Raw genomic sequence first — 24,988 nt, 5'->3', positions numbered from 1 at the left:
AATGACTTGGCGGCCGGCCTCCTGTTAATTCGAGTGCCGTGTCAGGCTTTGATCGTCGACTGGCTCAGAATTCTTCCCAGTTCTCTGCTGCAGCCGAGCTGCCGCCTCCGAGGCCGACGGCGCCGGCAACCTTGGAAAGCATGCGTCGTGCGGGCGAAGGAACGGGCTTGTGGCTGGCATGGGCCACTTCAGGACGGCGCATCGGCGTTGCTTCGCGGCCTCCCCCGACATTGAATTCGGAGATGATCTCGCGCAACCGCTCGACTTCCCCGGCCAGAGCTGCGCTGGCAGCGGTCGACTCTTCGACCATGGCGGCGTTCTGCTGGGTCACCTGGTCCATCTGGTTGACCGCCGTGTTGACTTCGGCGAGCCCCACCGACTGTTCCTTGGCGGATGTCGCAATCGAATCCAGCTGTGTGTTGATCGATATGACCTGTTCTTCGATGATCTTCAGGGTATGTCCGGTTTCCTGCACGAGCTTGACGCCATTGCTGACCTCCTCGCCGGAATTGCGGATCAGGTCCTTGATCTCCTTGGCGGCCTGGGCAGACCGCTGCGCGAGTTCGCGGACTTCCTGGGCTACGACCGCAAAGCCCTTGCCCGCCTCGCCGGCACGAGCGGCTTCGACACCTGCGTTTAAGGCCAGAAGATTGGTCTGGAAGGCGATCTCGTCGATGACGCCGATGATGCTGGAGATCTGGTTGGAGGATTGCTCGATGCGCTGCATCGCAACGACCGTGTTGGAAACGACCTCGCCGGAGCGCCGCGCCGACTTGTTGGCCTCGATCGCTACGTGGCGGGCCTCTTCAGTCCGCTTCGAGGAGTTGGCAACGTTGATGGTGATCTGGTCGAGTGCCGCCGCAGTTTGCTCGAGCGATGCAGCCTGCTGTTCCGTGCGCCTGGAAAGATCGTCGGCACTCTGGCTGATTTCGCGCGCACCGTTGTCGATGGATCCCGTTGCAATGGAGACCGACCGCAAGCTGGAGGCAAGCTGGTCGACGGCAGCATTGAAGTCGGCACGCAGGCTTTCGAAGTCGCCGGCAAATGCTTCGTCGAGGCGGAAGGTCAGGTCGCCGCTCGAGAGATGCTTGAGCCCGTTTGCAAGCCCCGAGGTCGCCTGGGCCATTTCCTGGGCTCGCTGGCGATCGGCCTGGGCGACGCGGCTGCGTTCGGCCTCGCTTGCGGTGCGGGTCTGTTCGGCATCCCGCTCGAGTTCCTTGGCGCGCAGTCCATTATCCTTGAACACCTGGACCGCCTTGGCCATGGTGCCAATTTCGTCGCGCCGATCCACGCCGTCGACTGTTGCGTCGAGGTTGCCATTGGCAAGCACGTTCATGGTTTTGGCCAATTTCTGGATCGGGCTGACAAGCCACGAGCGAACGGCGAGGAAGCCAAGCACGAGCACCGCGACAAGACCAACGGCGACGATGATGAGGGTCGTCATGATCGTACCGTTCGTGACACTGGTAAGCCGGTCGCTTTCCTTGGAAGACGCATCCGCGATGTCAGTGACGAAAGACGAAAATTTCGGAGAGATTGCAGCGAATGCAGGTTGGCACTGGCTCAGGAAAAGTTGCTGTGAAGCGAGAACGTCGGTGGGGCTAGTGGCAGCTCGACCGGCAACAATCGCTGGTGCGCAGGTCGTGGAAAGAATTTGGATGCCTTCCGTTTTCAGTTGGGGCAGCGAAGCGTTCTCGGGTAACGCAGCGATCGCTTGGTCCATGAATTTGACAAAGCCATCGCTAGCCTCTTTGAGGCTTTTCTCGGAGCGCGCATTGAGCTCGTCCGTATTCGCCATCAAGATATCGCCGATCGACGCCCGCGCGGTTTGCAAACTGCGGTTGGCTCGGGCCGAATTAAGCGCGGCTGCCGACTCGTGATCCAGCAGCGCATTGTAGCCCGTGTCGATGCTGCTGAGCTGCTGGCCTGAATACAGCGAGACGCCGATGGCAAAGAGCCCGAAGCCTGCCATGATGAGCAAAAATTTTCCAATGATAGATATGTGTTTCACCTGCAACTCCGGCAAATCTGTTTTTCGGGGAGGGGTGCCACGAGCAAATCATTCACTGGGCAGACCGTGAGAAGCGGACGGTGAGGATGCTGCCGATTTTTGACAGAGGCGCCCTACCCACGAAACCCGCTGACCTCTGCTGGATGACGACTCAGCCATGCATATCAGTCGACTAAAATGTAGGACATACTTTCTAAGTAATTCTTAATTCTAAAGAGCAGGCCATGTATCTCTAAAATTGCCAATGAACAGCCGGAATATCGCGGCAAAAAATTGCGCTTTCGCAAGTCAGTGCCATTCCAGCATTAGAAATAAACGAAATAACGCATGAAAAAGCAAAGCCTGGCTGTCTGTTTATACACTAACAGTAATGATCCCTCGTAGTTTGAAAGCTCCATGGATAATCGGTTGCTGGAAATCGCGGTTAGCGTGTCGACAATGTGAATGCATTGAGTATCGCTAACCACTTCGGGGAACGACCTGAAAGTTGCTGCAATCGTTGATTCGTGACGCTTCGGGAGCCATCGCTCAAAGGTGGAAGTGGACCTGGGATTTTAGACTTTGACAGAGCCATTCCAGGTTGAATTTGCATTTTTTTGGGCCGCGCCCGCCACGCCGTTGCCCCATCCAAACGTCGGGTGTGCAAGGCCTTCCGGCATCCGATCAATGCACCCGTATCAGTAACCGGCTTTCGGCGGTGAGACTTTGCACTCGCTGTGGCTTGAAACAGCGACGGAGGTCGGATATAAACGTTGCCATCGATCTTGCTAGATGAACTTTGTTGCGGCCATTCCAGCCGTTGCTGGCGAACTTCCCTTCAAAATCGGTTTTCACCGCGATCCGGGCGTTTTCCGGGTTGCGTTCTTCTCTACTCGCGATTCGAAAAGGATATCGTTATGGCATCAGGTACAGTTAAGTGGTTCAACGCAACCAAGGGCTTCGGCTTCATTCAGCCTGACGACGGCGCAGCCGACGTTTTCGTACACATCTCGGCCGTTGAACGCGCCGGCATGCGCGAACTCCAGGAAGGTCAAAAGATCTCCTACGAGCTCGTTGCTGACAAGCGTTCGGGCAAGATGTCTGCAGACCGCCTTCAGGCAGCCTAAGACATTTTCATCACGGGCGGCAGGCTTTGCCAGCGTCCGTGACGACAGACTGGAAAGGCCGGGCTTTGTCCCGGCCTTTTTGCATTTGGCAGTTCGCGGTGGAGTGCTGCCTGCCTGTCAGAAGCGGTAGGTGATGCCGGTGCCGATCATGAGAGGATCGAGGTTGGCCTTGCCACTGACATGGCTTCCTCCAACGGTCGCGTCGAAGTCTGGCCGCAGGATCAGTTTCTTGACATCGACGTTCAGGCCCCAGTGTTGGTCCAGCATGTAGTCGAAGCCTGCCTGGAAGGCGACGCCGAACGTGTTCTTCACATTGAGGCTGTCGGCGCTGTTGCCGGACTGGTTATAGAACATCGTGTAGTTGATGCCGGCGCCGACATAGGGGCGAAACGCGCCGAGGCTGGTGACGTGGTACTGCAGCGTCAGTGTCGGTGGCAACATCCAGGTCTTGCCGATATTTCCGAGGCTGGAAATCGATCCCTGGCCATGGACTGTCGATTTGGTGGTGCCAAGTATCAGTTCCACGGCAATGTTGTCGTTGAAGAAATAGGACACATCCAGTTCCGGGATAACGGTATTGGAAAACGACAATCCGGAGCCGTCGATACCGTCGACCCGGCCTGAATCGCGCGGAATGACGCCAAGCGCCCTCAGCCTGATCTGCCAGGGGCTTTGCGCCTGCAGGGATATCGACGGATCTACGGTGGTGTCGGCTGCACCGGCCGATGTCGCCACTGCCAGCATTCCGGCAGCCAACAATATCCTGATCGGTTTATAAAATTTCATGGATCTACGTCCTTCGTGAGCGGAATTGCTTCCTGAAGGGCAATCATCGCGCGCTGGCGGGAGGCCGGGTTTGAGCGAGATCAAACGAGCACCCCGAGTGTTGCCAGGAGTTACCATTCTGCGCCAAGCTGTCGTATTTTCGCCACAGTTGGATGGGGCTCAACTTGAATATGAGGCTGCACGCCACTCTCCCGGTTGCAGAATGACTATTGAATTCAGTCGCAAAAGATGTTGCTAATCAAATCGGGATCAACGTACTGCCAATCCTAAAGGGGGGCGTCCATGCTCAATGAATTCAAATCTTTCATCGCCCGTGGCAACGTCATGGACCTTGCCGTTGGCGTGATCATCGGCGGCGCATTCAGCGGCATCGTCAAATCGCTGGTGGACGACATCATCATGCCGGTCGTCGGCGCGGTTTTCGGGGGCTTCGATTTCTCGAACTATTTCATCGGCCTTTCGAGTGCAGTCAATGCGCCGACACTGGCAGCCGCGCGCGCGCAAGGCGCAGTCTTTGCATACGGCAACTTCATCACCGTGCTCATCAATTTCCTGATTCTCGCCTGGATCATTTTCATGATGGTCAAGGGCGTCAACGCGCTGCGCCGGCAGGTGGAGCGCAAGGAAGAAACGACAACAGCCGCGGCACCTCCGCCGGCCGACGTCGCGCTGCTGACAGAAATTCGCGACCTTCTCGCCAGCCGGACTGCCGTATGATCGTGTTTACCGGAACCCGCCGCATTGCGGTGGGGTTTCTTCCATCACTGAAATCGATTGGTCATCCAAGCAAAGTCATGGGATTTCCGCGTCGAACTGCCTTATGAAGGCGGCTAACCGGAGACCCCAGCATGTCCATCGTAAACAGCCTCAGCCCGCGCGCGCTTGCAGCCCCCGAAAGCGGTATCGTCGAAGTCCTCAACTATGCACGTGGGCGGGAAGGCCTGCTGCCGCTCTGGGTTGGCGAGGGTGATTTGTCGACGCCTGATTTCATCAACCAGGCCGCCATGGCCTCGCTTGCCGCCGGCGACACCTTCTACACCTGGCAGCGCGGCATCCCGGAATTGCGCCAAGCGCTATCGGATTATTATGCCCGTCATTTCAACGTGGCGCTCTCACCCGACAATTTCTACGTCACCGGCTCAGGCATGCAGGCGATCCAGCTCTCCGTCCAGGCGATTACCTCGCCGGGCGACGAGATGATCTATTTGACCCCGGCCTGGCCGAACATTGCAGCGGCCCTCGAAATCGCCGGCGCACGCTCGGTCGGTGTCCAGCTCGATTTCGAAGGCGGCAAGTGGGCCCTCGATATCGGTCGCATCGAGGCCGCCATCACGCCGAAAACCAAGGGCCTGTTTCTCAATACACCGTCCAACCCCACCGGCTGGACTGCGAGCCGTGAGGATCTGACCACGATCCTGGCGCTCGCCCGCAAGCACGGTCTCTGGATCATGGCCGACGAGATCTACGCGCGTTTTCACTACGCAGGCGGTCGCGCGCCATCGCTGCTCGATACCAGGCAGCCGGATGATCGCATCCTCTTCGTCAATTCCTTCTCAAAGAACTGGTCGATGACCGGTTGGCGCATCGGCTGGATCGTCGCGCCGCCTGAAACCGGGCAGGTGCTGGAGAACCTCGTGCAATATTCGACATCTGGCGTTGCCCACTTCATGCAGATGGGCGCGGTCGCTGCGCTTAATGCCGGCGACGTGTTCGTGGAGAGCAACATCGAAAAGGCGACGCTGTCGCGGGATATCCTCTGCGAGGCACTGGTTGCCACCAACCGCGTCGAGACGCTGAAGCCCGACGGCGCGCTATACGCTTTCCTCAAGATCGACGGTATTACCGACAGCCGCCAGGCAGCGCTCGATATTGTCGACAAGACCGGCGTCGGCCTGGCACCGGGAACGGCGTTTGGGGCTGGCGGGGAACTGTTCCTGCGCGCCTGCTTCCTGCGCGATCCCCGACAGATCACCGCCGCCGCAGAGCGGTTGAGCAAGTATATCCTCAGCCTCTGATCGCCCACGCGAAAGTCTCCACACTCCCGGCACAGGCTCAGGAGTGTGTTCTTCCGCGCAAATTCGCTAAAAGCCTGTCTATCTCATCAAGACATTGCTAACTACGCCACCATTCTCCGACCCTTAAAGTTGTGGAAAGGTGGATTGATAATCAAATATCAAATGACGCGAGCCAATGCTCCCGCGATGACAAGCCAGGGATGCAAGACATGGCGATATTGGTAACGGGCGGTGCCGGCTATATCGGCAGCCATATGGTCTGGACCTTGCTGGATGCCGGCGAGGACGTGGTGGTGATCGACAGACTGTCGACCGGCTTCCGCTGGGCTGTGGCACCGGCTGCGCGTTTTTACCTGGGCGATGCAGCCGACGAGACCGTGCTGCAAAAGATCTTTGCCGAAAACGATATCGAAGCGATCGTCCATTTCGCGGGCTCGGCCATTGTCTCGTCCTCGATCAAGGATCCGCTCGCCTACTACGAGAACAACACCGGCAAGACGCGCGTGCTGATGAGCGCTGCCGTCAGGGCAGGGGTTCGCCATTTTGTCTTCTCCTCCACAGCCGCCGTCTACGGGCCGCAGCCGACGGGCGAACCGGTGCCGGAAACTGCCTCGCTCAATCCGGAAACACCCTATGGGCTCTCCAAGCTGATGTCGGAGTACATGCTGCGCGACGCCGCTGCTGCCTACGATTTCCGCTATGTCGCACTGCGCTATTTCAACGTCGCCGGAGCCGACCCGGAAGGCCGCACCGGCCAGTCGACGGAAGGTGCCACGCATCTCGTCAAGGTGGCCTGCGAGGCAGCACTCGGCCGGCGCCCGGCCGTCGATATCTATGGCACCGACTATCCGACCCATGACGGCACCGGCGTACGCGACTACATTCATGTCAGCGATCTCGCCGAGGCGCACCTGAAGGCCCTGCAGCACCTAAGGGCAGGCGGGCCTTCGCTGATTGCCAATTGCGGCTATGGCATGGGCTATTCCGTCCTCGACGTGCTCAACATGGTGACGCGGGTCCACGGACGCGCCTTCCGGATAAACCACGCGCCGCGCCGGCCGGGCGATGCAGCCTGCGTCGTTGCCGATGCAAGCTTCGCTCGGGATGTGCTCGGCTGGACGCCACGGCGTAACTGCATGGAAACCATCGTGCGCTCGTCGCTCGCGTGGGAAAATCATCTGGCGCAGCGCCGCGAGACCGACCGTTTCACGACCCCCACCCCCGTCGCCGTCTGCTGATATCGCAAGGGCATGCACAGAGCGCCTGCCGCCGCGCTCGTCGATCCCGGTGTCTTATTCTTAGATGCCGCTGGACAGACCGCCAGATGGTGCCCATCTCCTTCGCAAAAAGGGTGGAGTTCGGCAATGCAGGCAGCAGACGAGATCATCATCGAACGCAACGGCTCGGTCGGCGTCATCCGGCTTAACCGGCCGAAGGCGCTGAACAGCCTGACGCTATCCATGGTTCGGGCCATAGCCGGCAGCCTCGAAAGCTTCGCCGCCGATCCGGCGATTGCCAGTGTCGCTATCATGGGCGAGGGCGAGCGAGGACTTTGTGCCGGCGGCGACATCCGCGCCCTGCACCAGAGCGGCAGCACCGGCGGCGAGGACGCCACCAGCTTCTGGCGCGAGGAATTCCGGCTCAACCGGATGATTGCCGAATACCCGAAACCCTATGTGGCACTGATGGACGGTATCACCATGGGTGGCGGCGTCGGCCTCTCCTCCCATGGCAGCCACCGCATTGTTACCGAGCGGACGCGCCTGGCTATGCCCGAGACCGGTATTGGCTACTTCCCCGACGTCGGCGCCACGTGGCTGCTCTCCCGCGATGGAGGCGAGACCGGCACCTGGCTTGCCCTGACCGGCCTTGCCATCGGCGCTGCGGATGCGATCGATGCCGGCCTTGCCGACCATCACGTAGCCTCACAGGACCTCGCCGAGGCGATCGATGCCATCGGCCGATTGCAACCGGGCGCTTCGGCGGAAGACGTCCACACGGCGATTGCAGCCTTCGCCACGCCGCCGGAAGACGGCATCTTCGTCGCCAACGCCGGGACAATCGGCCGTGCGTTTGCCCATGACAGCGTCGAGGCCATCATGGCGGCGCTGGCCATGGAGCCTGACGCCTTCGCCGCCGACAGCCTGAAAGCCATCGCCACACGCTCCCCGACCAGCCTGAAGCTGACGCTGCTCCTGCTGCGCGCCGGGCGGAAAAGCCGGGATCTCGCCGAATGTCTGGAGCGGGAACTCGGCGCCTGCCGCCAGATCCTCAAGACTACCGATTTCTACGAGGGTATCCGCGCCGCCATCATCGACAAGGACCGCAATCCGCAATGGTCCCCCGACAGCCTCGATGCGGTGGACGAGGCGGCGCTGGAACGCTTCCTTGAGGTGTCCGAGGCAAAGCTGTTCGACCGGTAAAAACGGCTGCGTCGCCCCCGCTCAGTCCTTGGGCGTATATTCGACCATCATCGCCAGCACCTCGTCGAATTGTCCCGCCCGTTCGGCATTGCGAAAGTAGCGCACACGCTCGACGCTCACTTCTTCCGGCGATTGGTCGCCATTGCCATGGAGCAATGCCAAGACCTCGTCGGCAAATTCGCCGAGCGGCTGCGAGTTCGGGTCCAGGGATTGACCAGGTGTCAGCTCGGTCTGCACCTGAGGCGGAATGATCTCGATGATCTCGACCCGTCCCTTGAGCAGCGGGCGGATGGCGGCAGTGTAGGAGTGGATCGCTGCCTTGGAGGCGCTGTAGGTGGGCGAGGCCGGAAAGGGAACGAAGGCGGTGCCAGACGAAACATTGATGATCGCCGCATGCTTTTGCGCGGAGAGGTGGTCGATCAGCGCATTCGACATCCGGATCGGACCCAGCACATTGGTCACGATCATACGTTCCGCGTCGGCGAGGTCGCGCCTCCGGGTCGGGTTTTCGCTCTTGTAGGTCCCGGCATTGTTCACCAGCACATTCAGGTCTGGATAGGCAGCGACGATCTCGCCTATGCCCGTTTCGATCGCAGCGGCATCGTCGATGTCGAGTTCGTGCACGAAGATGTTGGCCCGACCCTGCGCTGTTTCCTCCAGCATCTCGCGGCGGCGCCCGGTGACGATGACGCGATTGCCGGCATCGTGCCAGCGCTGGGCAAGCGCACGACCGATGCCCGAACCACCGCCTGTGACGAGGATTGTGTTGCCGCTTGCCTTCATGTCGTTCTACTCCTTCATGAGATACCCGAAAATTCGGGATGCAGGAGATTACTCCTGCGAGAGTATTATCGTGAGAGTAAGATGTCGTCAATTCGGTTGTTCATTCTGTCGTCCTTCGATCTGCTCGGGCCCATGCATGGCCATCGGCTCCGTCTAGAAGCCGAAAACCGCTATGTATCGCTTTGGACAGACATATCGGTTGGTGCGGTCTACGGTGCAATGTCGAGGCTGGCGGAGGAGAAGCTTCTTCGTCAGGTCAGCGAAGAGCGTGATGGCAATCGTCCCGTGCGGCAGATCTATGAGATCACTGACGAGGGTCGGCGCGTTCTCTCCGATCTCCGCCGTTCGGGCCTCACCGACATCTGGTACAAACACGACCCGTTCGACCTTGCCCTGATCCGGCTCGATCCCGCCAGCGCCGCCGAACTGCCGCGCCTCCTCGATATCAGGTTGAAGGCGCTCGAAGCGCAGCTGGCGGAAGCCAACCGCATCAACGACTGGGCCGCTCCCTACATCGGCATCACCAAACGATCGGCGCTCAAGCACGGGCAGCATCGGTTGCGGGCCGAGATCGGCTATCTGCGCGAGGTGATCGCCGATATCGATGCCATCGTCGCCGAGGTGAGTGAGGGCAAAGTCTGACCGCTGCCGCCACAAGCCCCGCATTCGCGCCCGTCCTCGGCAAGGGTCGCAATTCGCGATGGCTGCCCGCAGCCCTGGCAGCCATCGCCGGTTTCGGGCTCGTATCAGCAGTGACACAACACTGCGGTCGAATCTAAGCCTTTGCCGGCAGGCGGGCGATCACCTTGATCTCGAAATCAAAGCCGGCGAGCCATGTCACCCCGATGGCAGTCCAGGCTGGATAAGGCTTTTCCCCGAGTAGCGCTGCTTGATCGGCATGATGGTGTCGAACTGGTTCTGCGGATCGGTGTGGAACGTCGTGACATCCATCACATCCTCGAATGTGCAGCCCGCTGCTTTGAGCACGGCAGCCAGGTTCTCGAAGGCACGTTCAACCTGGCCCTGGAATTCGGGTTCAGGTGTCCCGTCGATGCGGCTGCCAACCTGGCCGGAGACAAACAGCAGGTCGCCGGACTGGATCGCTGCCGAATAGCCGTGTGCTTCGTAGAGCGCATGTCTGTGAGGTGGAAATATTGCGTTTCGCGTGGTCATTTTATTCCTTCTGGCCACCGTGGGAGCTTCGCCATCAGGCTTCCCACAGCGGACAATTTGAGATACGTTACGTATGCGAAAGTAGATGACGTACGACGCGTATGTCAATACATATACGGTGCGTATGTGAAATTGGAATGAGGAATGGCAAAGCGGCGTGCCGAGACGATGGAAGAAAACCGGGGCAAGCTCATTGCCGCCGGGCGCAAGGCGTTTGCGGAAAAAGGCTATTTCGCCGCGTCCATGGACGAATTGACGGCTGATGCTGGCCTGACGCGCGGCGCGCTGTACCACAACTTCGGAGACAAGCGCGGACTGCTCGCCGCCGTGGTCAACGAGATTGATTCAGAAATGGCGCAACGGGCCAAGGCGATTGGGGCTGCGCAATCAGACGAGTGGCAGGGTCTGCTCGCGGAGGCGACGGCCTATATCCAGATGGCGCTGGACCCCGAGGTTCAAAGGATTGTTCTGCTGGACGGCCCCGCTGTCCTCGGAGACCCATCGAAATGGCCCAGTCAGGATAACTGCCTCGATGTGACAAGGCAGGCGGTGCAAAGGCTTATGGAAAAAGGAATACTCAAGCCCCTGGATGCCGAGGCGGTTGCCCGACTTCTCAGCGGGGCTGCGCTGAATGCCGCGCTGTGGGTCGCTGCAAGTGAAGATGCGGAGGCCGTCCTCCCGAAGGCCCTCGACGCGTTTCAGGCACTGGCCACGGGCCTGCTCTCCAGACCAGTGTGAGGCACATCAAAGCTTGTCGGCTAAATCCGCCAGAATTCGGAGCCCCGGCACCCCTCCGCGGCTCTTGAAGCGAAGTCCCCCGGAAACTGGTTTGTTGACAAAGATTTCCCGCAGTGATTGAAGTGGCACGGGTTACGAACACCTGCCGCCTGCAGACGCAAGTCACGGTGAAGTTCGGCAGACAGATTATCCTCACCCTCGAAGCATTTCGGTGGTGGCAATGCGGGCCCCCATCCTCAGCCGAAATGCCTCTCTGGAGGAGTGAGCAATGTCCACAGGACATTCTGACGACAACCTATTTCTGACTGCGCCCGTGCACAAAATATTTGCTGCTACCGCCTTGCCCATGGCTGCCATCATGCTGATGAATGGGCTTCTCGGTATCGTCGACGCCGCATTCCTCGGTCGGTTCGTCGGCACGAAAGCCATGGCTGCGGTCGGCATCGCCTTCCCCGTGCTCATGCTGACCATTTCCCTCTCCACGCTCGTCAGCGCCGGGATGTCCAGTTTGCTGGCTCGCCAGCTTGGCGCCTCTGCCCGCGACGCGGCTGCCGCGACCTTTGCGGCCGCCCATGGGCTTGCCCTGCTCATCGCCGCAATGCTGATCCTGATCTTTATGGTGGGAGGATGGAGCTTCGCGTTGCGAACGGCCGGATCCGACCGCTCCGTTGCGGAAATGCTTTGGGTTTTTCTGGCGATCAGTATATTCGGAACATCGGTGCAGTTCCTGCTGGGAATTCATGCCGATGCCTGGAGAAACGAAGGAAAAGCCGGATTGATGGCGCTCCTGTCGCTTGGCGTGACGCTCGCGAATATCGCGCTGAACTACATCCTGATCGTGCCGCTCAAGCTCGGGATCGCCGGATCGGCTCTCGGCACGATCCTCGCCCAGGCCATAGGGCTGGCACTTTTGGTCGGCTTGCGCCCCTTTGTCGACGGGATGATGCCCCTTGGGAGCCTCTGGCAGAACCGCTGGACGGGGGGATGGCGACGGCTGCTGGCGCTGGGCGCGCCGGTCAGTCTGGGTTTCATCGGCATTGCCCTTTCGGGAACGGTCGTGCTTCTTGCCTTGCGGCTCGGCGACGGCGCAAATTACGAGAAATCCATCGCTGCCTACGGCATCGTGACCCGCGTCTTCGGCTTCACCTTTTTGCCGATCATGGCGATCGCGATGGCCATGCAGAGCATCGTCGGCAACAATGTCGGTGCGCGGCTCTACGCGCGTTCGGATAATGTCCTGGGGATCGCGGTCGCAACGGCCTTGGTCTACTGTTTCGCGGTGGAGTTTTGTCTGCTCCTCGCGGGGAGCAGCATCGGCGCATTGTTCGTCTCCAATCCCGATGTGGTCGCTCAAACCGGAAGGCTTTTCCGGCCGATGGCGGCGCTCTATCTGGTGTCGGGGCCGGTTTTCGTGTTCGGACTGTATTTCCAGGCTGTGGGCCAGCCAGCGCTTGCGGGCTTGCTGACCGTGGCCAAGCCTTTCGTGCTGTTGCCGCTTCTCATTGCTGCGCTTGCTGTTTCAGGGGGCGCCGATTTGATCTGGTTCGCCTACCCTCTGGCCGATAGTCTCGCCGCAATTGTTGCCGTCCTGGTGCTGTCCTCCGCGTTCAAGACGCGAAGGCGCGCGGGCGCAATCGGCCTTGAGGGAATGGAGCGCGCGTCATGACTGTCAGAACCATTGCCGAAGCCAAGGCGCAGGCAAAGAAACTCAAGACCGCCCTGGCTGCCCAGGATGTGGTGCTGGGCCATGCCCAGGCGCTCGAAGTGATCGCCCACCAGTCCGGCGCACGCGACTGGAACACCCTGTCGGCGCGCTTGGCAAAGGCTGCCCCTGTACCTCTCAGCATCGGCCAAAGGGTGCAAGGCCGCTATCTCGGGCAACCCTTCAAGGGAGAGATCAAATCCCTGTCGTCCATGGGGAACCAGTACGCCGTCTCCGTCCGGCTTGACGAGCCGGTGGACACCGTGACCTTCCCCGGCTTCTCCAACATGCGCCGCGCGGTCAGGAGCGTTATCGACAGCCATGGAAACTCAATCCGGAAAACATCGAACGGAGCATTCCACCTGACCTTGGCACCGTTGTGAGGGGGCTCGAGGCAGGCTTCGGCCCGTTGACCCTGCTGCGGCCGTGCGGCTGGCGAGCCTCAAGCCGCTCCCGGCATGCGGGCGATCACCTTGCTTTCGAAATCAAACCCGGCGAGCTATGTCACTACGACCGCGGTCCAAGTCGAATAGGACTTCCCGTCGAAGAACTGCTGTTTGATCGGCATGATGGTTTCGAACTGCTTTTGCAGATCAGTATGGAATGTCGTGACATCCAGGACATCCGAACGTGCAGCCGGCAGCTTCGAGCACGGCTGCGAGGTTGGTGAATGCAAGTTGCACCTTGGCCTGGAAGTCGGGCTCGGGTGTTCCATCTGCGAGGCTGGCGACCTGACCGGAAACAAACAGCAGGTCGCCAGATCGGACGGCTGCGGACTAGCCGTGCGCTTCGTAGAGCGTATGTCTATTTGCGGGAGATATTGCGGTTCGCTGGGTCATTCTCTTCCTTAGATCGATTCTGAGATTGCTCAGCGTGCCAAGGAGATCGCTGCAGCGGAAAAGACGAGTGGCAGGGGCTGTTGGCAGAGGCGACGGCCTATATCGAGATGCCGCTCGACCCCGAGGTTCAAAGGATTGTCCTCCTCGATGGATCGGCGGTACTGGTAGACCCATCGGAATGGCCCAGCCAGGACAGCTGCCTTGAAGTGACGCGGCAGACGGTGGAAAGGCTAATGGAAAAGGGAATCATAAAATCTCTCAACGCGGAAGCGGCAGCTTGCCTTCTCATCGATGCTGCCCTGAATGCTGCACTATGGGTCGCCGCAAGTGAGGACGCCAAGGCCGTTTTGCTTAAGGCCGTGGAAGCCTTTCAAGCCCTGGCCACAGTTCTGCTCCGAACACCGCTGTAAGGCGATCTTAGTTTTTTGCTGACGCCAGTCGCTGGCATGGTGCCTAGCGCTAGTGATTTAACCACGCAAGCGTCACGAACAGGCCAATCCGCCAGAAGGCCTCCGGAGTCAAATATCGATGACCACTAATATTAAAAATAAGGAGTTAATAATATCGGATTCGTTCGGGATGTGGATCACCGGGCTATGGGGGAATATATTTTTTCAGAATCCTGACTTTACATTCGGTGAACACAAGCAGGCGTTCCTAAGTATTATCAAGGAGTTATTTGATGATGGTCGTGTGAGTTTTGTTAAGCCGGGCGCTGATGTCTACTATAACGAAAAGACAAACCCGAACCCAAAATACACAATTCAGCAACCAGAAAGCCATTGGGGTGTCTCTAGTGATGAAATTGTTGATTTTTTGCTCGCGGAATGGCCAGAAGATGCCTCTCACAGAGATGATCCGCAGCTAAACGGTTACTTTTACAAAGTGCCAGCTATAATCTGGAAAAATAACGACGGGGAGTGGTTTGGCTCCTAAATTAGCCCTCAATACCGACGCGGGAGCCCGCTTTCTCAGCGGAGCTTCGCTTTGTAGCCGCAATCAAAGACAATCGGTCCGGCTGCCAATGGCCTCGAAGAGCTGGTCACAAGTCTGTTTCAAAAACTGATGTGGCGCGAACTGAGTTTCGCTTGCAAATTCGATACGCCGGATAGTGCGGGGCACCGAATGCTTCCGCTCGCTGGTCCCCCCAGCACCCCTACCGCCACATCCCCCGCATCCGCGCGCCGACATTCACCCGGATCTGCCGTGCCTGCTGGGCGGCGGGTGAGCCTGAGCGGGCGGTGGGCCAGCCGCAGACTTCGAAGAACTGCAGCAGCGTTGCCGGGATGAAGCGGGTGCGGTTGGCATAGACGTGGCGGTCGCCCTGGGCGTTCTGGCCGTGGACGAAGAAGCGTTGCGGCAGCACCAGGTCTAGATTGTCCTTGGCGCGGGTCATCGCCACGTAGAGCAGCCGACGCTCCTCCTCGATCTCGGCGCTTGTACCGACGCCGAGATCGGAGGGAATGCAGCCGTCGATGACGTTCAGCATGAATACCTTGGTCCATTCCTGGCCCTTGGCGGAATGGATCGTCGAGAGGATGAGATAATCTTCGTCGAGCAGCGGAACTCCGGCCTGGTCGCTCGTCGCATCCGGCGGGTCGAGTGTCAGTTCGGTCAGAAAACGTTCCCGCGAGGGATAGCCCGAGGCGATCTGTTCGAGCTGCAGAAGATCCGCCTGCCGTGTCGCTGCATCCTCGTGCAAGCGCTCCAGATGTGGCGCATACCATTCCCGCACCAGACCGATTTCAGCCGGCCAGCCGGCCTTGCCCGATTTCACCGCCTGCAAGGTCTCGACAAAACTGGTCCAGTCATCGCCGCTGCGAGGCGGGGCGGGGATTTCGGTCAGCGCGGTAATCGGGCTCGCCTCGTCGTCCATCCGGTCGAGCACTTTTTGTGCTGTCGACGGCCCGACGCCGGGCAGAAGCTGCATCAGTCGGAAACCGGCCACGCGGTCGCGCGGGTTCTGGGCAAAGCGCAGGGCGGCCAGCATGTCCTTCACGTGGGCGCTGTCGAGGAATTTCAGGCCGCCGAACTTGACGAACGGAATGTTGCGCCGCGTCAGTTCGATCTCCAGCGGGCCGGAGTGATGCGAGGCCCGGAACAACACGGCCTGCTGTTTCAGGATGGTGCCGCCCTCGCGGTTTTCAAGCACCATGTCGGCGATGTAGCGGGCCTGGTCGGCCTCGTCGCGAACGGTCACCAGCTTCGGGCGCTGTGCCGACGTCCGCTCGGTGCGCAGGTTCTTGGTGAAACGCTCGGAGGCCAGATCGATGACGGCGTTGGCGGCGGCAAGGATCGGCTGCGTCGAGCGATAGTTGCGGTCGAGCGTGACGATACGGGCGGCCGGCGAAAACGATGCGGGGAAATCGAGGATGTTGCGGACCGTCGCGGCGCGGAAGGAGTAGATCGACTGGGCGTCGTCGCCGACAACCGTAAGGCCCTGTCCGCCGGGCTTCAGCGCCATCAGGATCGAGGACTGCAGCCGGTTGGTATCCTGGTACTCGTCGACCATCACATGGTCGAACCGGTCGCCAATGTCTTCGGCGATCAGCGGCTCATGCACCATATGTGCCCAGTAAAGCAGCAGGTCGTCGTAATCGAGTACGTTCTGCACCTGCTTCGCCTCGACATAGCTGGCAAAGAGTTCCCGCAGCTGGTTTTCCCAGGTGGCGCACCATGGGAAGACATCGCGCAGAACCTGGTCCAGCGGCGTCTCGGAATTGACCGCGCGCGAATAGATGGCAAGGCAGGTGCCTTTGGTCGGAAAGCGGTTCTCGGTCTTCGAACAACCGAGGTCGTGCCTGATCAGGTTCATCAGGTCGGCGCTGTCTTCGCGATCGTGGATCGTAAACGCTGGGTCGAGGCCGATCTGTTCGGCATAGTCGCGCAGCAGGCGCGCGCCGATGCCGTGGAATGTCCCGCTCCAGGCCAGCGCATCCGTCATGATTCCGGCTTTCGGGCCGAGCACCTGGGCGCAGATCTTCTCGACGCGGCGGCCCATCTCGGCAGCAGCCCGGCGCGAGAAGGTCATAAGCAGGATACGGCGCGGGTCGGCGCCCTTGACGATCAGGTGGGCAACGCGGTGGGCGAGCGTGTTGGTCTTCCCGGAGCCCGCGCCGGCGATCACCAGCAGGGGGCCGGACACATGGCTTCCGTCGATGTCGGTGCCGTGCTCGACGGCCAGCCGCTGCTCGGGATTGAGTTTTTCCAGATAGGCGGCGTTCATTGGCTCTCCTCTATTGCTCCGGAGCGGCCGCTGCCATGCCGTTATTGTATTTCCGAAGATTTTCGAAGCACCATTAGATTGCCCGAATGTTCGTTAAATGTTCTGAATCGGCGAAAACTGTCAAGCGAGCTTGGGCCGGTTTGACGCAACGACGCGCAGAATGGCGGCGGTCGGCTTTCGTTTACTTAATGAATCGGAAAGGTTAGCAATGTCTTTAATATTATTGCGTGCCCCGGGAGATGCGTCGGAATGAATGAGACGATTGCAGTCGGGTTACACCAGCCTGATGGGCCGGTCGGACTGCAGGATGGGCGCATTGCATGTGTCGAGATGGAAGACGGTCGCCGATGCGTATCGGTAATCGCACCGCACGGCCAACGCCGGGAAATCTGCCGACCGGGCGGACGTCCGTCCGGGTTGGCTGTCGATGGCGATGGCTGCTTCTGGGTGGCCGGCGGTCCGGAAAACTCGCTGGTGCGCCTGTCGCCCGAAGGTCGGATGCTCCAGATGATCGAAGGCAGCGAGACGGGACCCTTCGTCCTGCCGCGTGATCTCGCTTTCGGTCCGGACGGGCTTTTGTACATGAGCGACGCCGGCGTTCGGATCGCCGATCTCGTCATCGGCCAAACAATCCGGCCGGACTTTTTGAATGCGCCCTACAATGGTTGCATCTACCAGATCGATCCAGCCGACGGACGCGTGCTCCGGTCGCTGGCGGCGGGCCTGCTGCTGGCGAGCGGCATTGCCTTCGATTCGAACGGCTTGCTCTATTACAGCGAGATGCTGACCGGTAATATCTATCGTCAGGTGCTCGGGGGCCGGCAGGAAATCTTTGCCCACGCCCTGCGCTCGCCGATGGGTACGCGCCTGAAGGGACCGGCCGGCCTGGCCTTCGATCGTGACGACACGCTTTATTGCGCCGTGTATGGCCAGGGCGACATCTGCCTGATCGACACGTCCGGCAAGCTCTCTGGCCATATCCGCACCAACGGCACGTTGCCGAGCAACGTCGCCTTCACCGTCGATGGCAAGCAGGTGCTGATCACCGAACAGGAGCACGGCGCCATCGAGCGCATCCCGGCGCCCAAGCCGGGGCTGCCGCTGCACCGTCCAAAGATCTGATCCGGCTATGGAGTAAAGAAAAAGGGCGCCTCCTGCCGGCCAGCCCCTAACCGAAATATGGAACCCAGGTAGAGACTGGTGCCGAATCCCTTCCGGCATGGGTGTTTCGGGCGGTTTGTCTTGCCGGAAATATCTTCGTGAAGCATCCTGGGGACTCACCCGTCGCAAAACATTGGTTTTTGCGACGTCGAAAAGTTCAGCCGCAAAACTGTCGCATTAATTGGAAGATTTGCGACAAAGGTGAAAGGCTGCTTTTGGCCCAAAGCGGACAAGCCAGGGTGTGCAAGCTGTCCGGTTCATGCGGCGACTGTCGTCCTCATGATGCGATATACGCTTGCAGGCGGCAGGTTTGCATAGGTGGTGCTGATGCGAATAGCCTTGAGCCCCAGCCGCTGGAGTAAAGTATCAGCAATCCTCCACTAAGCAGGCGGCTGCATCAGCTCTATGGTGATACCATCCGGGCCGGAGATGTACGCGACCATTGTTCCGCATCGGGGGCCGGCTGGTATCGGCTGCGGCGAACCGTTCACTGCCCACCCCGCCGTCTCAACCCGCGCGATCGCCGTGCGGATATCCTTAACCGTGAAGGCGATATGAGCGGCGCCGATCGCACCCGCGCTACGAGGTGTCTGGCCCAGCGTACGGCCTGTCGAATACTCGAGAAGCTCGATAGGGTAGCCATTTGGAGCCGTCACCAGCGCCATTCGGCAACGGGGGTCGTCAACCCCGGTAGCCTCCCGTAGAAACTCCCCACCCATCTCTCCTCGGCGAGCAAGGTCGAAACCCATCGCCTCAGTCCAGAACTGGATCGCCTCCTCCAACGAGGCGACCGAGAAGCCCGTGTGGTCCACAGCTACTACGCCGGCATCTTCGGCCATCTTTAATCCTCACATATCTACCAGTTACGTCTGCCCGATCTAGCGACGGCTCGATAGCCTTACGAACTTTCTTTCGTCTCTCGACACCGTTCGGAGCATCACTTCAAGTCAGTTAATTCAGCAAAATGAAGATAATAAATCGCATGTTCCGCCTACCATCGAAATGAGAATTAACCCAGCCAGCAAATGCAGAGACTGAGTATCCACCGGAGGGCTTGGCCGGAATTCGTTATGCCAGGCCAAAAAACCACTCCTTTTATCCTTCAGCAGGTTCAAATTTCTTTCTTCGATGAAAGGCAGAAAATATCGTTCTTTTTGAAGAGCGAAACTCTGATGTTCCCGCTCAGCCTTGCGCAGGCACCATCGCGTCAGTGGTGGCTTTCTCTTTCCTCTGCTGCGTATCCAAACACCAGAACACACGACTATCTGTGCGACGACCTTCCAAATTAATGAATATCGAACGGTCCCGTGGAGCCGACGGCTTACTGCGATGACTGCTTTTGACGCAAAGCGGACGTGCTGTCGCAAATATCCTAACATCCTCGACAAGATCATCGATCCCTGACTTTTCAGGGGAATTTCTGTCGCAAAAGCCACTCGCAAAAGTGGGAGTTTCGCGACAGACATTTGCGACAGAAAATATTCCACATTTCAGTTAAAGGGCGCCTCCTGCCGGGGCGCCCTTTCTTTTCTATTCCGCTGCCGGAAGCTGCTTTTTCGGCTTGGCCGCTTCGGCTTCTGCTGCCTTGGCGTCGTTTGCGACGGTAACTGCGCGGTGGCGGGTGCGCCAGTCGCCGAGGAACAGCAGGATCGGCGCTGCGATGAAGATCGACGATGCACCGGCAACGAGGATGCCGAACACCATCGGAATGGCGAAGCTCGACACGGCGCTGCCGCCCCAGATCGCCATCGGGACCAGCGCCAGGAATGCGGTAGCGTTGGTGTAAAGGCTTCTGGCGAGCGTTTCGTTGATCGACTTGTCGATGATCTCGCGCAAGGGCATCGACTTGTAGAGACGCATGTTTTCACGCATGCGGTCGTAGACGACGACCTTGTCGTTGACCGAGTAGCCGACCATCGTCAGCACCGCGGCAATGGCCGTCAGGTTGAAGTCGAGGCCGGTGATGGCGAAAAAGCCTACCAGCTTGGTGACATCAAGCACCAAGGTCACGATGGCGCCGACGGCAAACGGCCATTCGAAGCGGAACCAGATGTAGAACAGCATCGCGAAGCTGGCGATGACCACCGACAGGATACCTGCCCAGGCCAGTTCGCCCGAAACCTTCGGGCCGATGACATCGGTGCCTTCGACCGTTGCTGTCGGGTCGATCTTGGTGACTTCGGCTTTCAGCTTTGTAACTGCTGCCGTCTGGGCCTCCTCGCCGCCATCCTGGCGCTGGGCGCGGACCAGAATGGTGTTCTTGTCGCCGAACGACTGCAGGGTGATTTCACCCAGGCCGAGTGTGTTCAGGCCTTCGCGGAACGTCGAAAGATCGGCCGTCCCTTGCGTCTTCACCGACATCTGGATGCCGCCACGGAAGTCGACGCCGTAGTTGAGGCCCGGATAGATGAACAGTCCGATCGAGGCGAGCGACAGGATCGCCGACACTGCGACGCCGAAGAAGCGGGCCTTCATGAACTGGATGTGCCGGTCGTAGGGTGAGAACCGGAACATCGACTGGATGTTGATGACCTTCAGCTTGCGGCGGCGGGCGATGGCGATCATCACGACGCGCACGAAGGCGACCGAGGTGAACATCGAGATGATCAGGCCGAGACCCATGGTAACGGCGAAGCCGCGAACCGGGCCAGAGCCGAAGTAGAACAGGATGGCGGCGGCAATGAGCGCCGTCATGTTACCGTCGATGATGGTCGAGTAGGCGCGCCGGAAACCGTTGTCGATAGCGGCAAAGGCTCCGCGTCCCTTGCGGGTCTCTTCACGGATACGCTCGTTGATCAGCACGTTGGCGTCGACCGCAAGGCCGATACCGAGAACGATACCCGCGATGCCCGGCAGCGTCAGCGTGGCGCCGACAAGCGTCAGGGCCGAGAAGGTCAGGATCGTGTGGATCAGCAGGGCGACGTTGGCAAGGATACCCCAGGTGCCGTAGAGCACGAAGATGAATAGGGCGACGAGGGCAAAGCCGACGAGGCCTGAATAGATGCCCATCTTGATGGCATCGGCGCCAAGATCGGCGCCTACCGTGCGCTCTTCGATGACGGTGAGCTTGGCGGGCAGGGCGCCGGCGCGGAGCAGAGCCGACAGCGTGGTTGCGCTTTCGGCGGTGAAGTTGCCCGAGATCTGGCCGGAGCCACCGGTGATCGGCTCGCGGATGACCGGCGCGCTCAGCACCTTGTTGTCGAGAATGATGGCAAATGGCTTGCCGACATTGGCACGGGTGATTTCAGCAAAGCGGTTGGCACCGGCGCTGTCGAAGCGGAACGTCACCAGCGGTTCGTGGGTATTCTGGTCGAACGAGACGCGGGCATCGGCGAGGCGGTCGCCGGAGAGCTCGACGCGATCCTGGATCGCATAGCTGTTGCCCTTGTCGTCCTTCATGACGGTGACGCCGGGGCCGGGGTTGGTGATGTCGCCGCTGTCAGACAGCATGTGGAACGACATTTTTGCTGTCGAGCCCAGCAATTCGCGCAGGCGCGAAGGATCCTGGGTGCCCGGCAGCTGTACGAGAACGCGGTTGTTGCCGATACGCTGGATGGTCGGCTCGGACACGCCAACCTGGTCGACGCGCTGGCGAATGATCTCGAGGCTCTGCTGGACGGCGGCATCGACGTTGGAATTGATGCCGACCTGCGAATAGGCAAGCGTGATGATGCCGTTATTCGAGGCCACGTTCAGGTCGGATTGGCCGGCGCTGATGCCGGTGGTGATGGTGTTTGCCAGCGTCTTCAGCTCGGTCACGGCCGCGTCGCTCTGCGACGGGTCGGTGAGCGCAATGACGACCTGCGTCGCATTCTGGACGACCGACTTGGTCTGGATGTTCTTCGCCCTCAGTACGCGGCGGGCATCCTGGACAAGCGTCTGCAGACGTTCATGTACCAGATCGCCTTCGTCGACTTCGAGAACGAGGTGCGAGCCGCCGCGAAGATCGAGGCCGAGTGAGACCTGGCTGTGGGGCAGCCAGGCGGGAATGCGGTTGAGAGCCGATTGCGGCAGGACGTTCGGCAGGGCGATGAGCATGCCAAGCACGATGATCACCGAGTAGGTGAACACGAGCCATGGAGAGGTGCGCATGATGTCTATCCTTGAATACGCGTTTGCCAGCGGGAAAAGCGCTGGCGCGTGTGTCTGGTGTAAGGGAGATGCGCCGAGGCGCGCGTTCGGTCAGGCGGAAGCAGCCGGCGGGCCACGGGCCAGGTAGGCGCGGACATTGCCGGGCCCGGAAAGAGATGAGGCCAGCGGTGGCAGGCACCCGGCGTCGTAGTCGAAAGTGTGGATCGGCGTGGCGAAGGCCAAAAGCGCAGCGTTGCCGTCATGCCAGCTGGCTTTGGGCTCGGCACTGCGCTCTGCAGCGACGACGCCTCGGGAATTGTCGCGCTGGGCGATGTAATGGGGCTGCTGGCTGCCCTTGGCCGCAGAGAAATTGTTGGTCTCTGTACTGGCGAACGTTGCAAAGCCGCCACCGAGGGCAAGACCCAGATAGGCAAAGAAAGCAACGATCAACGACGCCATCACGCGGGGCATCGCGCCGCGAGGCTGTCTCATCTCTTCGCTGTCGGCAATGCCGTCGTCGGACAGGCTCAAGGGCTAAACGACCTATTCACGTGTAGTTACAAGCGTGTCAGCTATTCTATCAGCCGACGGCGCATCTTCATAGAGAGGCCTGTCATGATGCACTTGGCGCAGCCGGTCAACCATCCCCAGCGCAATTTCCCGCTCGCCCATGATCACGGTATCGGCGCCATAGCGCGTCAGTTCGTCCACCTCGGCGTCCGAATGGGCCCGGGCGACGATCAGGATTGATGGATTGAGGCTGCGCGCCTGTTCGGCGACGCTGCACGCCTCGAAGGCATTCGGGATGGCGATCACAAGGCTACGGGCGGCGCTGAGATTGGCGAACCCCAGAACTTCCGCAGAGGCAGCATTGCCGGAAATTGCCTCTATGCCGCTGTCCCTGAGGTCAATGACGCGCTTTTCGGCATCTTCGATGACCAGGAATGGTGTACCGGAAGACAGGAGGTTCTGACCAACGATGCTGCCGACCCGGCCGTACCCGACGACCACGACATGTCCGGTGAGTGTCGTCGGGCCAGGGTCCCGCTCGGCGCCGATAACCGGCACCTCCTCTTCCGCAGCGTGCGTCTGTGCCGCTGCATCCGCTTCAGCACTGGCGTCCTGCAATGAGCTGTTTTTGGCATCGAGATGACGCTTGAGCCGGCCGCAGCCATAGAAGACGAGGGGGTTGAGGATGATCGAGATGATGGCGCCGGCAAGGATGAGGTCGCGTCCCTGCTCGGGCAGCAAACCGAGTTCGACTCCCATTGCTGCGAGGATAAAGGAGAATTCGCCGATTTGCGCCAGACTTGCTGAAATTGTCAGCGCCGTACCGATCGGTTTGCGAAATGCCAGCACGATCAGAAAGGCGGCGGCAGACTTGCCGACCACGATGATGAACACCGTCGCCAACACCAGCAGCGGATGCTCCAGCAGGATGCTGGGATCGAACAGCATGCCGACCGATACGAAGAACAGCACCGCGAAGGCATCGCGCAACGGCAGGCTTTCCTGCGCGGCGCGATGGCTGAGTTCGCTTTCGGCAAGCACCATGCCGGCAAAGAAGGCGCCGAGTGCCAGCGACACGCCGAACAGCTTGGCTGCACCGAAGGCGACGCCGAGCGCAATCGCCAGCACGCCAAGACGGAAAAGTTCGCGCGAGCCGGTATGGGCGGTGCGGTGCAGGATCCACGGAATGACGCGGCGCCCGAACACCAGCATCAGCGCCACGAACAGCGCCACCTTCAGCAAGGTCATGCCGATGATGCCGCCAATTCCGAGATCGAGATCGAACAGCCTGTTGACAGCGGCGGAAAGCGGCTCGACCGGCGCATGACCATCGCCGGAAATACTGGCGGCCGCGGGGATCAGCACCAGCGCCAGAACCATCGCCAGATCCTCGACAATCAGCCAGCCGACTGCGATCTTGCCGCGCTCTGTCTCGACGAGACGACGCTCCTGCAGCGCCTTCAGCAGCACGACGGTAGAGGCGACAGACAGCGCCAGGCCGAAGACGAGACTGCCGCCGAGCGACCAGCCCATCAATTCGCCGAGCCCCCAGCCGAGCAGTGTGGCAAAGGCGATCTGCACGAGAGCTCCCGGAACCGCGATGAAGCGCACCGACAGCAGGTCTTTCAGCGAAAAATGCAGGCCGACGCCGAACATCAGGAGAATGACGCCGATTTCAGCAAGCTCGGGTGCCAACCCCTGGTCGGCGACGAAGCCCGGCGTATAGGGGCCTGCAAGGACACCGGCGACGAGGTAGCCGACCAGCGGCGGCATGCGAAGCTTGTTGGCGATGGCGCCGAAGATGAAAGCCAGCACGAGACCCATGACGATCGTTGAGATCAAAGGTGTGTCGTGCGGCATCGTGGTGTCCCCCGGCTGGAAATCCTGTAAATAATATGACATATATGGTCTAGAGTGACCAATATGGGTATTTTTGAGCCGTGAATCAAGGCAGTAAGCCAGCTATTCTGACGCCAGCGCATTGTCGTGCGGCGCGCGGCTTCCTGGATTGGACGCAAAGCGACCTTGCGGAAAAAGCCGGCGTCTCGCGCAGCACCATACGCGACTACGAAGGCGCCCGGCACGACATCCATCGCGCCACCGAAGCACAGCTTAAACTGGCTCTAGAAGACGGCGGCGTCGTCTTTACCAACATCGATCCGCTTGGATGGACCGTCGGTTTGCGGAAGTGAAGCATCCACCAGGGTAGGAGTTAGACCTTCGAGCGACTTCGACTGCGAAGAAAGCTGACGATACTTTCCAGCCGGCAATCAATCCTGTCAACGCCTGAAGGTTTCATTCAAGATATTGGGACAGGTGGCTCGCTGCCACGAGGAAACGCGTCGGCTTCCGACAACGTATCGAATATCCATCGCGTGGCAGATCGCGATATTATTGAAGTTGCGTTTGCGAAGCTTGCTTAAAGAACCCGGAGGGCAACCCTT

Annotated in this window: 20 protein-coding genes and 4 pseudogenes; 13 read left to right on the top strand and 11 right to left on the bottom strand. The window is 59.9% G+C overall.

Annotated elements, in window-relative coordinates; all coding sequences use genetic code 11:
• Nucleotides 1-64: 64 nt before the first annotated feature.
• A complete protein-coding gene (locus tag J5278_RS16570; RefSeq protein WP_209182793.1) occupies nt 65-2,011 on the bottom strand; it encodes a methyl-accepting chemotaxis protein in 1,947 nt (648 codons plus the stop codon).
• Nucleotides 2,012-2,907: 896 nt separating this feature from the next.
• Here J5278_RS16570 and J5278_RS16565 point away from each other — a divergent pair.
• A complete protein-coding gene (locus J5278_RS16565) occupies nt 2,908-3,117 on the top strand; it encodes a cold-shock protein (protein ID WP_111216728.1) in 210 nt (69 codons plus the stop codon).
• A gap of 117 nt (nt 3,118-3,234) precedes the next feature.
• On the opposite strand, the gene J5278_RS16560 is transcribed toward J5278_RS16565, so the two are convergent.
• Nucleotides 3,235-3,903 carry an OmpW family protein gene (locus tag J5278_RS16560; protein ID WP_209182794.1) on the bottom strand — a complete coding sequence of 223 codons (669 nt, stop codon included), beginning with the start codon at nt 3,901-3,903 and terminating at the stop codon, nt 3,235-3,237.
• A gap of 282 nt (nt 3,904-4,185) precedes the next feature.
• Here J5278_RS16560 and mscL point away from each other — a divergent pair, with 282 nt between their 5' ends.
• The 4 genes from mscL to J5278_RS16540 all read left to right on the top strand — a co-directional run bounded on the left by mscL (nt 4,186) and on the right by J5278_RS16540 (nt 8,341).
• On the top strand, nt 4,186-4,620 hold the full coding sequence (gene mscL / locus J5278_RS16555; RefSeq protein WP_142823973.1) for a large conductance mechanosensitive channel protein MscL: 435 nt from the start codon (nt 4,186-4,188) through the stop codon (nt 4,618-4,620).
• A gap of 131 nt (nt 4,621-4,751) precedes the next feature.
• Nucleotides 4,752-5,918 carry a pyridoxal phosphate-dependent aminotransferase gene (locus J5278_RS16550; protein ID WP_209182795.1) on the top strand — a complete coding sequence of 389 codons (1,167 nt, stop codon included), beginning with the start codon at nt 4,752-4,754 and terminating at the stop codon, nt 5,916-5,918.
• Between the two features lie 209 nt (nt 5,919-6,127).
• Nucleotides 6,128-7,156 (top strand): UDP-glucose 4-epimerase GalE, encoded by a 1,029-nt coding sequence (gene galE / locus J5278_RS16545; RefSeq protein WP_209182796.1) that lies wholly within the window; start codon nt 6,128-6,130, stop codon nt 7,154-7,156.
• Nucleotides 7,157-7,282: 126 nt separating this feature from the next.
• Nucleotides 7,283-8,341: an enoyl-CoA hydratase/isomerase family protein gene (locus J5278_RS16540; protein ID WP_209182797.1), complete on the top strand. Its 1,059-nt coding sequence runs from the start codon at nt 7,283-7,285 to the stop codon at nt 8,339-8,341.
• 21 nt (nt 8,342-8,362) lie between these two features.
• On the opposite strand, the gene J5278_RS16535 is transcribed toward J5278_RS16540, so the two are convergent.
• Nucleotides 8,363-9,124 carry an SDR family oxidoreductase gene (locus J5278_RS16535; RefSeq protein WP_209182798.1) on the bottom strand — a complete coding sequence of 254 codons (762 nt, stop codon included), beginning with the start codon at nt 9,122-9,124 and terminating at the stop codon, nt 8,363-8,365.
• Between the two features lie 81 nt (nt 9,125-9,205).
• On the opposite strand from J5278_RS16535, the gene J5278_RS16530 reads away from it, so the two are divergent.
• On the top strand, nt 9,206-9,766 hold the full coding sequence (locus J5278_RS16530; protein WP_209182799.1) for a PadR family transcriptional regulator: 561 nt from the start codon (nt 9,206-9,208) through the stop codon (nt 9,764-9,766).
• 133 nt (nt 9,767-9,899) lie between these two features.
• On the opposite strand, the pseudogene J5278_RS16525 reads toward J5278_RS16530, so the two are convergent.
• Nucleotides 9,900-10,297, bottom strand: a pseudogene (locus tag J5278_RS16525) (RidA family protein).
• A gap of 144 nt (nt 10,298-10,441) precedes the next feature.
• Between J5278_RS16525 and J5278_RS16520 the strand changes: the two are divergent.
• The 3 genes from J5278_RS16520 to J5278_RS16510 all read left to right on the top strand — a co-directional run bounded on the left by J5278_RS16520 (nt 10,442) and on the right by J5278_RS16510 (nt 13,120).
• The gene (locus J5278_RS16520) at nt 10,442-11,035 is read left to right on the top strand and encodes a TetR/AcrR family transcriptional regulator (protein WP_209182800.1); all 594 of its coding nucleotides are present in this window, start codon (nt 10,442-10,444) and stop codon (nt 11,033-11,035) included.
• Between the two features lie 268 nt (nt 11,036-11,303).
• Nucleotides 11,304-12,701 (top strand): MATE family efflux transporter, encoded by a 1,398-nt coding sequence (locus J5278_RS16515; protein ID WP_209182801.1) that lies wholly within the window; start codon nt 11,304-11,306, stop codon nt 12,699-12,701.
• Nucleotides 12,698-13,120, top strand: a complete 423-nt coding sequence (locus J5278_RS16510) for a glyoxalase superfamily protein (protein WP_209182802.1) — start codon at nt 12,698-12,700, stop codon at nt 13,118-13,120. The genes J5278_RS16515 and J5278_RS16510 overlap by 4 nt, the downstream gene beginning before the upstream one ends.
• Before the next feature lie 116 nt (nt 13,121-13,236).
• Here J5278_RS16510 and J5278_RS16505 read toward each other — a convergent pair.
• Nucleotides 13,237-13,576, bottom strand: a pseudogene (locus J5278_RS16505) (Rid family hydrolase).
• Nucleotides 13,577-13,588: 12 nt separating this feature from the next.
• Here J5278_RS16505 and J5278_RS30975 point away from each other — a divergent pair.
• Nucleotides 13,589-13,986 (top strand): annotated as a pseudogene (locus J5278_RS30975) (TetR/AcrR family transcriptional regulator); the annotation flags it as partial.
• A 118-nt stretch (nt 13,987-14,104) separates the two neighbouring features.
• The gene (locus tag J5278_RS16495; protein WP_209182804.1) at nt 14,105-14,512 is read left to right on the top strand and encodes a hypothetical protein; all 408 of its coding nucleotides are present in this window, start codon (nt 14,105-14,107) and stop codon (nt 14,510-14,512) included.
• A gap of 220 nt (nt 14,513-14,732) precedes the next feature.
• On the opposite strand, the gene J5278_RS16490 is transcribed toward J5278_RS16495, so the two are convergent.
• Nucleotides 14,733-16,802: an ATP-dependent helicase gene (locus tag J5278_RS16490; RefSeq protein WP_209182805.1), complete on the bottom strand. Its 2,070-nt coding sequence runs from the start codon at nt 16,800-16,802 to the stop codon at nt 14,733-14,735.
• A 249-nt stretch (nt 16,803-17,051) separates the two neighbouring features.
• Between J5278_RS16490 and J5278_RS16485 the strand changes: the two genes are divergently transcribed.
• Nucleotides 17,052-17,924 (top strand): SMP-30/gluconolactonase/LRE family protein, encoded by an 873-nt coding sequence (locus tag J5278_RS16485; protein ID WP_209182806.1) that lies wholly within the window; start codon nt 17,052-17,054, stop codon nt 17,922-17,924.
• A 296-nt stretch (nt 17,925-18,220) separates the two neighbouring features.
• Here J5278_RS16485 and J5278_RS30970 read toward each other — a convergent pair.
• From J5278_RS30970 to ybaL, 5 genes and pseudogenes are all read right to left on the bottom strand, one after another.
• Nucleotides 18,221-18,325, bottom strand: a pseudogene (locus J5278_RS30970) (phospholipid methyltransferase); the annotation flags it as partial.
• 18 nt (nt 18,326-18,343) lie between these two features.
• The gene (locus J5278_RS16480; protein WP_209182807.1) at nt 18,344-18,802 is read right to left on the bottom strand and encodes a VOC family protein; all 459 of its coding nucleotides are present in this window, start codon (nt 18,800-18,802) and stop codon (nt 18,344-18,346) included.
• 691 nt (nt 18,803-19,493) lie between these two features.
• Nucleotides 19,494-22,055 (bottom strand): protein translocase subunit SecD, encoded by a 2,562-nt coding sequence (gene secD / locus J5278_RS16475; protein ID WP_209182808.1) that lies wholly within the window; start codon nt 22,053-22,055, stop codon nt 19,494-19,496.
• A gap of 90 nt (nt 22,056-22,145) precedes the next feature.
• Nucleotides 22,146-22,565 (bottom strand): hypothetical protein, encoded by a 420-nt coding sequence (locus J5278_RS16470; RefSeq protein ID WP_209182809.1) that lies wholly within the window; start codon nt 22,563-22,565, stop codon nt 22,146-22,148.
• Between the two features lie 12 nt (nt 22,566-22,577).
• A complete protein-coding gene (gene ybaL, locus J5278_RS16465; protein WP_209182810.1) occupies nt 22,578-24,404 on the bottom strand; it encodes a YbaL family putative K(+) efflux transporter in 1,827 nt (608 codons plus the stop codon).
• Between the two features lie 80 nt (nt 24,405-24,484).
• Here ybaL and J5278_RS16460 point away from each other — a divergent pair, with 80 nt between their 5' ends.
• Nucleotides 24,485-24,736: a helix-turn-helix transcriptional regulator gene (locus J5278_RS16460; RefSeq protein WP_142823988.1), complete on the top strand. Its 252-nt coding sequence runs from the start codon at nt 24,485-24,487 to the stop codon at nt 24,734-24,736.
• Nucleotides 24,737-24,988: the final 252 nt, after the last annotated feature.

The sequence above is a fragment of the Rhizobium sp. B21/90 genome (assembly GCF_019355815.1).
Lineage (GTDB): Bacteria > Pseudomonadota > Alphaproteobacteria > Rhizobiales > Rhizobiaceae > Rhizobium > Rhizobium rhododendri.
The sequence above is the reverse complement of the archived record's forward strand: the minus strand, read 5'-3'. Positions and strand labels throughout refer to the sequence as shown.

Excerpts from the sequence above, each read along its gene's own strand:
- J5278_RS16565 (WP_111216728.1), top strand. The coding sequence starts at position 2,908 with ATGGCATCAGGTACAGTTAAGTGGTTCAACGCAACCAAGGGCTTCGGC.
- J5278_RS16560 (WP_209182794.1), bottom strand. The coding sequence starts at position 3,903 with ATGAAATTTTATAAACCGATCAGGATATTGTTGGCTGCCGGAATGCTG.
- mscL (WP_142823973.1), top strand. The coding sequence starts at position 4,186 with ATGCTCAATGAATTCAAATCTTTCATCGCCCGTGGCAACGTCATGGAC.
- J5278_RS16550 (WP_209182795.1), top strand. The coding sequence starts at position 4,752 with ATGTCCATCGTAAACAGCCTCAGCCCGCGCGCGCTTGCAGCCCCCGAA.
- galE (WP_209182796.1), top strand. The coding sequence starts at position 6,128 with ATGGCGATATTGGTAACGGGCGGTGCCGGCTATATCGGCAGCCATATG.
- J5278_RS16540 (WP_209182797.1), top strand. The coding sequence starts at position 7,283 with ATGCAGGCAGCAGACGAGATCATCATCGAACGCAACGGCTCGGTCGGC.
- J5278_RS16535 (WP_209182798.1), bottom strand. The coding sequence starts at position 9,124 with ATGAAGGCAAGCGGCAACACAATCCTCGTCACAGGCGGTGGTTCGGGC.
- J5278_RS16530 (WP_209182799.1), top strand. The coding sequence starts at position 9,206 with ATGTCGTCAATTCGGTTGTTCATTCTGTCGTCCTTCGATCTGCTCGGG.
- J5278_RS16520 (WP_209182800.1), top strand. The coding sequence starts at position 10,442 with ATGGCAAAGCGGCGTGCCGAGACGATGGAAGAAAACCGGGGCAAGCTC.
- J5278_RS16515 (WP_209182801.1), top strand. The coding sequence starts at position 11,304 with ATGTCCACAGGACATTCTGACGACAACCTATTTCTGACTGCGCCCGTG.
- J5278_RS16510 (WP_209182802.1), top strand. The coding sequence starts at position 12,698 with ATGACTGTCAGAACCATTGCCGAAGCCAAGGCGCAGGCAAAGAAACTC.
- J5278_RS16495 (WP_209182804.1), top strand. The coding sequence starts at position 14,105 with ATGACCACTAATATTAAAAATAAGGAGTTAATAATATCGGATTCGTTC.
- J5278_RS16490 (WP_209182805.1), bottom strand. The coding sequence starts at position 16,802 with ATGAACGCCGCCTATCTGGAAAAACTCAATCCCGAGCAGCGGCTGGCC.
- J5278_RS16485 (WP_209182806.1), top strand. The coding sequence starts at position 17,052 with ATGAATGAGACGATTGCAGTCGGGTTACACCAGCCTGATGGGCCGGTC.
- J5278_RS16480 (WP_209182807.1), bottom strand. The coding sequence starts at position 18,802 with ATGGCCGAAGATGCCGGCGTAGTAGCTGTGGACCACACGGGCTTCTCG.
- secD (WP_209182808.1), bottom strand. The coding sequence starts at position 22,055 with ATGCGCACCTCTCCATGGCTCGTGTTCACCTACTCGGTGATCATCGTG.
- ybaL (WP_209182810.1), bottom strand. The coding sequence starts at position 24,404 with ATGCCGCACGACACACCTTTGATCTCAACGATCGTCATGGGTCTCGTG.